This is a genomic window from Microbacterium sp. BWT-B31, assembly GCF_041379855.1.
In the GTDB taxonomy this organism is placed as follows: Bacteria; Actinomycetota; Actinomycetes; order Actinomycetales; family Microbacteriaceae; genus Microbacterium.
The window spans coordinates 445,009-456,457 of the sequence record NZ_JBFECU010000001.1; the positions used below are offsets into that span (position 1 = coordinate 445,009).

The following is an 11,449-nucleotide window of genomic DNA, read 5'->3' on the forward strand; positions in this document are numbered from 1 at the left end:
GCCGCGCGGGCGGCGGTCGTGCGGACCCGGGTCAGCGCGGTCCGCGTTCCAGCACCTGGTCGACGACGCCGTAGGCGACCGCTTCCTGCGCCGTGAGGACGAGGTCGCGGTCGGTGTCGGCGCGCAGTCGGGCGGCATCCTGGCCCGTGTGGTGTGCGAGGAGCTGCTCGACTTCGCCGCGCACGCGCACGAGCTCGTCGGCCTGCAGGATGAGGTCGGGGATCGCGCCGCGCCCCTGACCTGCGGGCTGGTGCAGCACGACGCGGGCGTGCGGCAGCGCCGAGCGCTTGCCCGCTGTCCCTGCGGCGAGGATCACCGCCCCGACGCCGATCGCCTGCCCGACGACGGTGGTCGCGATGTCGGGCCGCACGTGCCGCATCGTGTCGTACACCGCGAGCATCGCCGACGGGTCGCCGCCCTCGCAGTTGATGTAGAGCTGGATGTCACGCTCGGGGCTGTCGGTGTCGAGGTGCAGCAGCTGGGCGATGAGCGCGTTCGCGACACCGGCGTCGATGCCGGTGCCGAGGTACACGACCCGTTCGGCGAGCAGGTGCGAGTAGACGTCCATGATGCGGTCGCCACGCGGATGCTGGGCGACGACGTTCGGGATCGTGTACGCGCTCATGCCGCCACCTCGTTCGTCGGCTCTGTCGGGACTCCGAGCCCCGCGGGCCGCCGCCGCCGCGGCACGACCTGGGCGAAGTCGTCGACGATGCCGTCGATGAATCCGTACTCGAGCGCCTCGGCGGCGGTGTACCAGCGGTCGTGCAGCGAGTCTTCGGCGATGCGGTCGATGCTCTGACCCGTGTCGTGCGAAATGAGCCCGAGGACGGTGTCGCGCGTGTGTCTCAGGTCGCCCGCCTGCAGCTCGACGTCCACCGCTGACCCTCCGATGCCTGCCGAGCCCTGGTGCATGAGGATGCGCGCGTGCGGCAGCGCCCGCCGTTTGCCCCTCGTGCCGGCCGACAGCAGGAACTGCCCTGCGCTGCACGCCAGGCCGAGCGCGAGCGTCGCGACGTCGTTGGGAATCAGGTGCATCACGTCGCGGATCGCGAGCATCGAGGGAACCGAGCCTCCGGGCGAGTGGATCCACAAGGCGATGTCGGATGCCTCGTCGTCGGCCGCGAGCGCGAGCAGCTGCGTCGCGAGCAGCGTGCCGTTGTCGTCGTCGAGCGGACCGTCGAGCACGAGCACGCGCTGGTGGTACAGCTCACGCCGCGCCTCGGCCCCGAACTGGGGGGTCTTGCCTTCGTCTGTCATGGGCCCAGCCTGCGCGCGGTCGCAGGCGGCGGCATCCGAATCCGCTCCCGGCGGCTCTGCCGTCGGCGGAACGGACGGTGCCGCGCACGCCCCCGCCGCCCGCCGCCTCGGCACGCACGATCCGCTCCACGCGGAGCCGGTGCCTCACGGCGGTCGTACGCTGGTGGCATGCCGCTGACCGGAGAATACAAGCCGTCGACCGCCGAGTGGGCTCGCACGCAGGCCGAGAAGTACGAGCAGTCGCAGGGGGCCGAGGCGAACCTGCTGCGCGGGAAGCCCATCATCGTGCTGACGAGCGTCGGCGCGAAGACCGGGGCCCTGCGAAAGACCGCCCTGATGCGCGTCGAGCACGACGGGCTCTACGCCGTCGTCGCCTCGAAGGGCGGAGACGACCGCGAGCCGGTGTGGGCGAACAACATGCGCAAGCAGCCGCACGTCGAGCTGCAGGACGGCGCGCTCAAGCGCGACTACCGCGCGCGCGAACTGTCCGGCGACGAGCGTGAGCTGTGGTGGCGTCGCGCGGCCGAGGCGTGGCCCGACTACGACAACTACCAGACGAAGACGGATCGGCAGATCGCGGTCTTCGTGCTCGAGCCGATCGAGTCCTGAGACCGGCGAAGGGGCGGATGCCGCGGCATCCGCCCCTTCGTGATCTCTTGGTCAGCCGCCCAGCAGGGTCTCGATCGGCCCGCGCGCGAAGTACACGGCGAAGCCGGCCGCCACGACCCACAGCAGGGGACTGATGGTGCGGATCTTGCCCGAGAGCGAGCGGATGACCGCCCACGCGATGAACCCCGCCCCGATGCCGTTCGCGATCGAGTAGGTGAGCGGCATCACGACGACGGTGAGGAACACCGGCAGCAGGATCGAGAAGTCGCTCAGGTCGAGGTCGCGGATCTGCGCCATCATCATGGCGCCCACGATGACCAGCGCGGCCGCGGCGACCTCGCTCGGCACGATCTGGGCCAGAGGCGTCAGGAACATCGCCAGCAGGAACAGCACACCGGTGACCACGTTCGCGAACCCGGTGCGCGCGCCCTCACCGATGCCGGAGCCCGACTCGATGAAGACGGTGTTGGACGAACCCGACGTGAGGCCGCCGGTCACCGCGCCGACGCCCTCGACGATGAGCGCGCTCTTCAGCCGCGGGAAGTTGCCCTTCCCATCGGCGAGCCCCGCCTCTTTGGACAGACCCGTCAGGGTTCCCATCGCGTCGAAGAAGTTCGTGAACACGAGCGTGAAGACGAGCATGACCACGGTGAGCACGCCGACCTTGCCGAAGTCGAAGCTGACGGCTCCGACCAGGCTGAGGTCGGGCAGCGCGAACAGGCTGCCGCCGAACGCGGGGACCGACAGGCCCCAGCCGCCGGGGTTGTCGACGCTCGAGCCGAGGTGCCAGATCGCTTCGATCACGACGGCGACGACCGTGCCCGTGATGAGGCCGATCAGCAGCGCCCCCTTCACCTTGCGTGCGACGAGGATGCCGGTGAGCAGCAGGGTGAACGCGAAGACGAGCGTCGGCACGGTGGCGATCGAGCCGCCGATGCCGAGGCCGACGGGAGGCGAGGCTTGACCGGTCGAGGTGACGAAGCCGGCGTCGACGAAGCCGATGAAGGCGATGAACAGGCCGATGCCGACCGTGATGGCGATCTTCAGCTCGTACGGCACGGCGTCGAAGATCAGCCTGCGCAGTCCCGTCGCGGCCAGCAGCACGATGATCAGGCCGTTGATGACGACCATGCCCATCGCCTCGGGCCAGGTGACCTGGCCGACGACGCTGAACGCGAGGAACGAGTTGATGCCCAGCCCCGCGGCGAAGGCGAACGGCAGTCGCGCGACCAGTCCGAACAGGATGGTCATGACACCCGCAGTCAGCGCGGTGACGGCGGCGACGGCGGGGAACGCGAGGTTGTTGCCGGCGACATCGGTGCCGGCCGAGAGGATGATCGGGTTCAGCACCACGATGTACGCCATCGTGATGAAGGTGACGACGCCGCCGCGCACCTCGGTCCCGATGGTGGAGCCGCGGCGGGTGATCTCGAAGAACCGATCGAACCCGTTCTTCGGTTCGGGCTCGATGGCGGGGGACTCGGCCGGCTCGACGGGCTCGGCGGATGCGGACGGTGTGCTGGTCATGCGCGACCTCTCGGGTATGTGGCTCTCCGACCAGAAGGCTAGTGCCTCGGCGCGCAACCTGGGAGTTCGCTGAACGCCCGGGCCGGCGTCCCCGCACAGAAAAGAGAGCGGGCGTGTCGGGGTGCGCGGGCGAGGCGACGCCGGCCGGGCGGCCTCGGCGAAGTAGGGTCGAGGGCGCATGCATCGCCTCATCGTCGCCCTCCTCGCCGCGTTCGACGCCGCCATCGCCGCGGCCGTCGGCCTCGCCGCCGCGCTCGCTCCGCTCACCCTGGTGTTCGTGTTCGCGATGGGCGGCACCGCCGACTGGGGCACCCTGTGGCCGGCAAGCGGAACGGTGTGGCAGTTCGGGCATCTCGTGCCGCTGACCATCACCCTGCCCGGGGAGTACCTCGCCGATGCGGGGATCGACCGCAGCGCGGCATCCTTCGTCATCTCGCTCGCCCCGCTTGCCTTCGCCACGTTCACCGCGATCTTCGCAGCGCGCTCGGGGGTGCGCGCGTCGCGCGCCGACGAGTGGGTCACGGGCGTGGTCGTCGGCTCGGCCGTGTTCGCGGGGATCGCCGTCGGGGTATGGACCACGACCGGCAACGAGGTGGCGGCGGTCGAGGCCTGGCAGGCGATCGTGCTGCCATCGGTCGTCTTCGCCGCCCCGGCGCTCGTGGCGGCCGTCGTCACCGAGTGGCGCGAGGCGGGAGCGGGCGTCGTCGCACGCCTGCGGGACCGCGTCGAGGCCGCCGCGGGCGGGTGGGGCGTCGTTCCCGGACTGATCGCGCGCGCAACCGCGGTCGCGGTCGCGGGACTGGTGGGCGTGGGGGCGCTCGCGGTCGCGGTGGCCCTGATCATGGGCGCCGGAGAGGTCATCGCGCTCTTTCAGGCGGGGCACGTCGACGGTCTCGGCGTCGTCACCATGACCCTCGCGCAGCTCGCGTACCTTCCGACCCTCCTGGTGTGGGGGCTGTCGTTCGTGGCCGGCCCCGGGTTCTCGCTGGGCGTCGGCACCGCGGTCTCGCCCGCGGGCACCCTCGTCGGCGTGCTCCCACCCGTGCCTGTGCTGGGCGCCGTCCCCGAGACGTCCTCGTCGTTCCTGCTGCTCCTGGCCCTTTCTCCCGTGGCGGTGGGCGCGCTCGCCGGGTGGATCGCGCGCTCGCGCACGGTCCCTCGCACCGCGCCGCTCGTCGAACACACGGGCGCTTCGGCCGACGACGCCGAGCGGTCGGCCGCGCTGGCGGCGCTGCTGGGCGACACCGGCGACACCCAGCCGGTCGAGCCGCTCGACGACGCGCACCACCGCCGCGCCCGCGAAGGGCGGGCCGATGCCGAGCCCGCCGTGCCCCGGCTCGTGATCACCCTCGGCATCGCCGTGCTGACCGCAGCCGCGGCGGGCCTGCTCGCCGCGGCCGCGTCCGGGTCGCTCGGCCCCGGGCGCCTGGCGGCAGAGGTCGGACCCGATCCTGGCCCGGTCGCCCTCGCGGTCGGCCTCGAGGTGTTCGCCGGAGCCGCGATCCTGCTGCTGTCGCCGCGACCCGCCGGGCGCAGCGCGCGACGCGCGAAGAAGGCCGAGGCGACCGATGCTGCGTCCGAAGCCCCGCACGGGCCGCAGGCGCGCGGGGGCGAGGCATCCGTTCCGCTGACGGCCGCCGTGCTCGCAGACCCGCACGACGACCTGCCGACCCTCAGCCCCGAGCTCGCCGCGCGGCTCGGCGCGGTCGGCCACGAGGAGGCCCGACGCCCGACGCCGGGCGCTCCCGCTCCGCCGCCGGTCGGCGACCGCCGTCCCCCCACCCTTCCCCCGGGGACCGGCCACGCCGGCGGGTAGACTGGTCGCGTGCTCACGGTCGCCGTCCTCATCTCGGGCGGGGGGTCGAATCTGCGGGCCCTGCTCGATGCGGCCGCCGAATCCGACTTCCCCGCGCGCGTCGTCGTCGTCGGCGCCGATCGCGAAGCCGACGGCTTCGTCCACGCGCAGGAGTACGGCATCCCCACCTTCACCGTTCCGTGGAGCCGCGCGACCTCGCGCGAGGGGTGGGGCGCCGAGCTCGGCGCCCAGCTCGCGGTGTGGAATCCCGACCTGGTCGTGCTGAGCGGCCTCATGAGGCTGCTGCCCGCCGACCTCGTCGACGAATGGTCGCCGCGCATCATCAACACGCACCCCGCGTACCTGCCGGAGTTTCCCGGCGCGCACGGCGTGCGCGACGCGCTCGCCGCCGGCGTCGAGCGCACCGGTGCGAGCGTCATCGTCGTCGACCACGGGGTGGACTCCGGCCCCATCCTCGCTCAGGAGCGCGTTCCGATCCTCCCCGGCGACGACGAGCACGCACTCCACGAGCGCATCAAGCCGGTCGAGCGGCGCTTGCTCATCGACGTCGTGCGGCGCATCGCGACCGGCGCGCTCGTCCTCCCGTCCCCCGCGCAGTGAAGGCACCACCGGCGATCCCCCCTCGCCCCGACCCACAGGAGTCCGCATCATGGCAGGCCCGAGCCACGACCCCACCCTCTACCGCTCCCGCGACGTCATCCCCGTCCGTCGCGCACTGGTGTCGGTGAGCGACAAGACCGACCTGCTCGTGCTCGCCGAGGCGCTCGCCGCCGCGGGCGTCGAGATCGTCTCGACCGGCGGCTCGGCGTCGATGCTGCGCGATGCCGGCTATGAGGTCACCGACGTGGCGAGCATCACCGGCTTTCCCGAGTCGCTGGACGGCCGGGTGAAGACTCTGCACCCGTCGGTGCACGCCGGACTTCTCGCCGACCTGCGCCTCGAAGACCACGAGCGGCAGCTCGACATCCTCGGCATCCAGGCATTCGAGCTCGTCGTGGTGAACCTGTACCCGTTCATCGAGACGGTCGCCTCGGGCGCGCAGGGCGACGACGTCGTCGAGCAGATCGACATCGGCGGGCCGGCGATGGTGCGCGCCTCGGCGAAGAACCACGCGAACGTCGCGATCGTGGTCTCGCCCGAGTCGTACCCCGCGATCATCGAGGCCGTGCGCGGCGAGGGCACGACCCTCGCGCAGCGTCGTCAGCTCGCCGCCCGCGCGTTCGCGCACACGGCCGCCTACGACACCGCGGTCGCCACGTGGTTCGCCGAGGGCACCCTGGCCGACGGCGTCGACCTGCCCGAGCACCTGACGATCAAGGCCGAGCGCCTCGCGACGCTGCGCTACGGCGAGAACTCGCACCAGCGCGCCGCGATCTACACCACCGCGGGCGGGCACGGCATCGCGCAGGCCACGCAGCTGCAGGGCAAAGAGATGTCGTACAACAACTATGTCGATGCCGATGCCGCCCTCCGCGCCGCGTTCGACCTGGTCAAGCCCGCCGTGGCGATCGTCAAGCACGCCAACCCGTGCGGCATCGCAGTCGCCGCCCCGAACGCCCTCGACCCGATCGCGAGCGCGCACCTGCGCGCGCACGAGTGCGACCCCGTGTCTGCCTACGGCGGCGTGATCGCCGCGAACGGCACGGTGACGCTGAAGATGGCCGAGAACCTCAAGGACATCTTCACCGAGGTCATCGTCGCGCCGTCGTTCGAGCCGGCCGCGCTCGAGGTGTTCAAGAGCAAGAAGAACCTCCGTCTGCTGCAGCTGCCCGCCGACTGGCGCCAGGAGCGCATGGACGTGCGGCTCGTGTCGGGCGGACTGCTGCTGCAGGACGCCGACCGCTTCCCCGACGACATCGACTCGGTCGCCACCGATTGGCAGCTCGTGTCGGGCGAGCGCCCCGCGTCCGAAGAGATGACGAACTTCATCTTCGCGTGGAAGGCGTGCCGCGCGGTCAAGTCCAACGCGATCGTGCTCGCCAAGGGGTCCGCGACGGTCGGGATCGGCATGGGCCAGGTCAACCGGGTCGACTCATGCCGCCTCGCGGTGGAGCGCGCCGGCGACCGCGCCCGCGGGTCGGTGGCGGCATCCGACGCGTTCTTCCCGTTCGCCGACGGACCGCAGATCCTGCTCGACGCGGGCGTCTCGGCCATCGTGCAGCCGGGCGGATCGGTGCGCGACGACGAGGTGATCGCGGCGGCGCGCGAGGCCGGCGTGACGATGTTCTTCACGGGGGAGCGGCACTTCTTCCACTGAGCACCGCGGGCCCGCCCCCGTCAGGCCGTCGGCCGCCCGTATTCCTCGAGCCAGCGCAGCCACACTTCGCTGATCGTCGGATACGCCGGCACGGCGTGCCACAGCCGGTCGAGGGGCACCTCGCCGACGATCGCGATGGTGGCTGACTGCAGCAGCTCCGCGACATCCGCGCCGACGAAGGTCGCGCCGATGAGCACGCCGCGGTCCTCGTCGACGATCGCCCGCGCCTGCCCCCGGTAGTCGTCGGAGTGCGTGGTCGCGCCCGCGATCCAGCTCAGGTCGTAGTCGAGCACACGGATGCGCCGCCCCGCCGTGCGCGCGGCGGCCTCGGTGAGCCCGACCGATGCGACCTCGGGGTCGGTGAACGTCACCTGCGGCACCGCGTCGTGGTCGGCGGTGGCGACGTGTGCGCCCCACGGCCGATCGTCGACCCGGCGGCCGTTCGCGCGGGCCGCGATGACGTCGCCCGCGGCGCGCGCCTGGTACTTCGCCTGGTGGGTGAGCAGCGCCCGGTGGTTCACGTCGCCGACGGCGTACAGCCAGTCCGTGCCGCGCACCCGCAGCGTGTCGTCGACGTCGAGCCAGTCGCCCGGGGTGAGGCCCACGTTCTCGAGTCCGAGGTCGGCGGTGCGCGGCATCCGTCCCGTGGCGACGAGCAGCTGCTCGGCGACCACCCGGCTGCCGTCCGTGAGGGCGAGCACGGCGTTGCGCTCGGTGCGGTGGGCCGAGCTGATCTCGACGCCGGTGCGCACCGTCGCGCCGAGCCGCCGGAGCGACTCGTGCACCATCTCGCCGGCGAACGGCTCCAGGCCGCCGAGCAGGCCCGACCGCGCGATCACGGTGGCTTTCGTGCCCCACCCGGCGAACAGGGTCGCCATCTCGACGGCGACGACCCCTCCGCCGAGGATCGCGAGCGTCGCCGGCACGTCGCGCACGCTCGTCGCGTCGCGACTGGTCCAGGGGTCGACGTCGCGCAGGCCCTGGACATCCGGCAGCACCGCCGCCGACCCCGTCGCGATCGCGACCGCGTGACGTGCGGTGAGGAGCGTCACGCCCTCGTCGCCCTCGACGGCGAGCTGCTTCGGGCCCGTGAACCGTGCGTGACCGCGCACGAGGTCGATTCCCGCCGACTCGAGCCAGCGCACCTGTGACGCGTCGTCCCAGTCGTGGGCGATGCGATCGCGTCGGCGCAGCGTCGCCGCGACGTCGACGTCGCCGGTCACCGCCTCGCGCGCTCCGCCGACCTCCTGCGCGGCGCGCACCGCGGCGTGGCTGCGCAGCAGCGCCTTCGACGGCATGCACGCCCAATATGAGCACTCGCCGCCGACGAGCTCGGCCTCGACGACGACGGCGGTGAGTCCGCCCTGCACCGCCCGGTCGGCGACGTTCTCGCCGGCGACGCCGGCTCCGATCACGATGAGGTCGTACTCGCGTTCGCTCACGGGGACACGCTAGCCCGGGCCGTCGCGCAGGGCGAGCGGATGCCGCGGCAGCCGTCACCGCGTAGCTGATGGCGCCGGCGCGGGAGGTCGCGGTGCGCACTCGGCCCGCACTCGTGAGATCACGGGTTCTCGTGGCGGCGTCTCGTCGCACGGCCGTGTCCGAAAACCGCCAGCCGATGGTCGGGCGGCGTGGCAGGCTGGAGCTATGAGCACCACGGTGACACGCCCCGCGATGACGTTCGACGAACGCTATCGCGCGATCGACTCGCGCGACGCGCGGTTCGACGGGCAGTTCGTGACGGCCGTGCGCTCGACGGGCATCTACTGCCGCCCGAGCTGCCCGGCGCGCACGCCGAAGCCGTCCAATGTGACGTTCTACCGCACGAGCGCCGCCGCGCACGAGGCCGGCTACCGCGCGTGCAAGCGGTGCCTGCCCGAGGCGGCGCCAGGCTCGCCCGAGTGGAACCTGCGCGGCGACATCGCGGGCCGCGCGATGCGGCTCATCGCCGATGGGGTGGTCGAGCGCGAGGGCGTGCCCGGGCTCGCGGCGCGCCTCGGCTACTCTTCCCGTCACCTCACGCGCCTGCTCACCGCCGAACTCGGTGCGGGGCCGCTGGCTCTGGCCCGCGCGCAGCGCGCGCACACCGCCCGCATGCTGCTGGTCGGCACCGACCTGTCGGCGTCCGAGGTCGCGTTCTCGGCGGGCTTCGCGAGCGTGAGGCAGTTCAACGACACCGTCCGCGAGGTGTTCGGGATGCCCCCGCTCGAGCTGCGCGCGCGCCGGCGCGCCGGCGGCCCGGCGGCGGTGACGCCGGGCGAGATCGACCTCGCGCTGCCGCACCGCGGCCCGCTCGACGCCGCGGGGGTGTTCGCGTGGATGCGGGCGCGGGCGATCCCGGGCATCGAGACCGCGTCCGACACGTGCTTCGCCCGTACTCTGCGCCTGCCCGGCGGACCCGCGTGGTTCGAACTGCGCGTCGACGAGGCCGGGCGCGTGCGGCTGCGGGCGCGGCTCACCCACCTCGGCGACCTGGCGACCCTGGTCGCACGCGCGCGGCGGCTGTTCGACCTCGACGCCGACCCCCTCGCCATCGACGAGGCGCTGGCGCGGCATCCGCAGCTCGCCCCCCTCGTGTCCGGCGTGCCGGGCATCCGCGTGCCCGGCGCCGCCGACCCGCACGAGATGCTCGTGCGCGCGATGGTCGGCCAGCAGATCACCGTCGCGGCCGCGCGCACCGCGCTCACCGCGCTCGCCGACGCGCTGGGCGAGCCGGTCGCGGGCTTCGACGGCGCGGTGCGGCTCTTCCCGACGATGGCGGCGATCGCCGAGCGCGGGCACGAGGTGCTGCGCGGCCCGGCGGCGCGGATCCGCGCGGTCACCGGCGCCGCAGCGGCGCTCGCCGACGGCTCGCTCGCCCTCACCACGGGCGACGACGGCGCCGAGCAGCGCGCGGCGCTGCTGGCCATGCCCGGCATCGGCCCGTGGACGGCCGACTACGTGCGCATGCGGGTGCTCGGCGATCCCGACATCACGCTGCCCGGCGACGTCGCCGTACGGGCGGGGGCGGCGGCTGCCGGCATCCCGTCCGATCCCGCCGGCTTCACCGCGTGGGCCGCGCGCGTCGCGCCGTGGCGCAGCTACCTCACCGCCCACCTGTGGCGCGCCGCGCCCGTGCGTGCGCCCCGCCGCGTTCGCAGCTCCGGAGATCCTGCATCCGCCCGCTCGGATACCGGCGATTCCACCCGTTCCGTGCACGGTTCTCAGGAGTTGCGCACGCACGCCATGACGAAGGAGACCCCATGACCGCCACCATCCAGACCGTGGACACCCCGGACGGCCCGTTCACGCTGCTCGTCGACGACCGCCAGCGCGTGCTGGCCTCCGGCTGGACGGCCGACCCCGCCGCGATCCTCGCGCGGCTGACGGTGCGTCCCGAGACGGTGAGCGAGGGCGAGACGGATGCCGCGACCGCCGTCCGCGCGTACTACGCGGGTGATCTGTCCGCCGTCGAGGCCGTCGAGGTCGCCCAGACCGGCACGGCGCTGCAGCTGCAGGGGTGGAGCGCCCTGCGCGAGATCGAGCCGGGGCATCCGCTCACGTACACCGAGTTCGCCACCGCGCTCGGCCGCCCGTCGGCGGTGCGCGCTGCGGCCTCGATCTGCGCGCGCAACGCGCCGGCGCTGTTCGTGCCGTGCCACCGCGTGCTGCGTTCGGACGGCACGCTCGGCGGCTTCGCGTGGGGCCTCGCCGTGAAGCAGAGCCTCCTCGCGCGCGAGGCCGCCTGACCCGCGCGCGGCTGGGCGCGGCCCGCAGGTTGCATTCACCGAATTCTCAGGGATACTCTGGAGGGCTGTCGCGGTCGCGGCAGCCGCCCCCGTTCCTGAGGAGGACATCATGCATCAGGCCCACATCGCCACGCCCGCATCCCTCCTCGTCGCGCTGCGGGGGCTTCGCCCGCGGATCAAGGGCTAGCGGCACCGCCCCACTCGATCGGGCATCGCCGCCAGGCATACGTCCTCCGTTCGGAGCGTTCCCTT

General features: G+C 73.0%; 10 protein-coding genes. 6 read left to right on the top strand and 4 right to left on the bottom strand.

The annotated features are described in order from the left end of the window. Positions 1-31: 31 nt before the first annotated feature. Together AB1K54_RS01925 and AB1K54_RS01930 are read right to left on the bottom strand one after the other, a co-directional pair. On the bottom strand, positions 32-625 hold the full coding sequence (locus AB1K54_RS01925; RefSeq protein ID WP_371201002.1) for a ClpP family protease: 594 nt from the start codon (positions 623-625) through the stop codon (positions 32-34). Beyond that, positions 622-1,260, bottom strand: coding sequence for a ClpP family protease (locus AB1K54_RS01930; RefSeq protein ID WP_371201003.1), 639 nt, complete (start codon positions 1,258-1,260; stop codon positions 622-624). The genes AB1K54_RS01925 and AB1K54_RS01930 overlap by 4 nt, the downstream gene beginning before the upstream one ends. Before the next feature lie 168 nt (positions 1,261-1,428). On the opposite strand from AB1K54_RS01930, the gene AB1K54_RS01935 reads away from it, so the two are divergent. Then, positions 1,429-1,869, top strand: coding sequence for a nitroreductase family deazaflavin-dependent oxidoreductase (locus AB1K54_RS01935; RefSeq protein ID WP_371201004.1), 441 nt, complete (start codon positions 1,429-1,431; stop codon positions 1,867-1,869). 51 nt (positions 1,870-1,920) lie between these two features. Here the strand turns inward: AB1K54_RS01935 and AB1K54_RS01940 are convergent, their stop codons facing one another. Then, complete coding sequence (locus tag AB1K54_RS01940; protein WP_371201005.1) at positions 1,921-3,396, bottom strand: NCS2 family permease; 1,476 nt, start codon at positions 3,394-3,396, stop codon at positions 1,921-1,923. Between the two features lie 178 nt (positions 3,397-3,574). On the opposite strand from AB1K54_RS01940, the gene AB1K54_RS01945 reads away from it, so the two are divergent. From AB1K54_RS01945 to purH, 3 genes are read left to right on the top strand one after another with little or no spacing between them, the layout of a single operon-like run. Then, a complete protein-coding gene (locus AB1K54_RS01945) occupies positions 3,575-5,212 on the top strand; it encodes a DUF6350 family protein (protein WP_371201006.1) in 1,638 nt (545 codons plus the stop codon). Between the two features lie 9 nt (positions 5,213-5,221). Further along, positions 5,222-5,812 carry a phosphoribosylglycinamide formyltransferase gene (gene purN, locus AB1K54_RS01950; RefSeq protein ID WP_371201007.1) on the top strand — a complete coding sequence of 197 codons (591 nt, stop codon included), beginning with the start codon at positions 5,222-5,224 and terminating at the stop codon, positions 5,810-5,812. A gap of 49 nt (positions 5,813-5,861) precedes the next feature. After that, positions 5,862-7,469, top strand: coding sequence for a bifunctional phosphoribosylaminoimidazolecarboxamide formyltransferase/IMP cyclohydrolase (gene purH, locus AB1K54_RS01955; protein ID WP_371201008.1), 1,608 nt, complete (start codon positions 5,862-5,864; stop codon positions 7,467-7,469). 20 nt (positions 7,470-7,489) lie between these two features. Here purH and AB1K54_RS01960 read toward each other — a convergent pair whose 3' ends face one another. Continuing rightward, positions 7,490-8,911, bottom strand: coding sequence for an NAD(P)/FAD-dependent oxidoreductase (locus AB1K54_RS01960; RefSeq protein WP_371201009.1), 1,422 nt, complete (start codon positions 8,909-8,911; stop codon positions 7,490-7,492). Positions 8,912-9,116: 205 nt separating this feature from the next. On the opposite strand from AB1K54_RS01960, the gene AB1K54_RS01965 reads away from it, so the two are divergent. After that, entirely contained in the window at positions 9,117-10,715 is a 1,599-nt protein-coding gene (locus AB1K54_RS01965) for an AlkA N-terminal domain-containing protein (RefSeq protein WP_371201010.1), read from the top strand. Continuing rightward, complete coding sequence (locus AB1K54_RS01970) at positions 10,712-11,197, top strand: methylated-DNA--[protein]-cysteine S-methyltransferase (RefSeq protein ID WP_371201011.1); 486 nt, start codon at positions 10,712-10,714, stop codon at positions 11,195-11,197. The genes AB1K54_RS01965 and AB1K54_RS01970 overlap by 4 nt, the downstream gene beginning before the upstream one ends. The last annotated feature ends 252 nt before the right edge of the window (positions 11,198-11,449 follow it).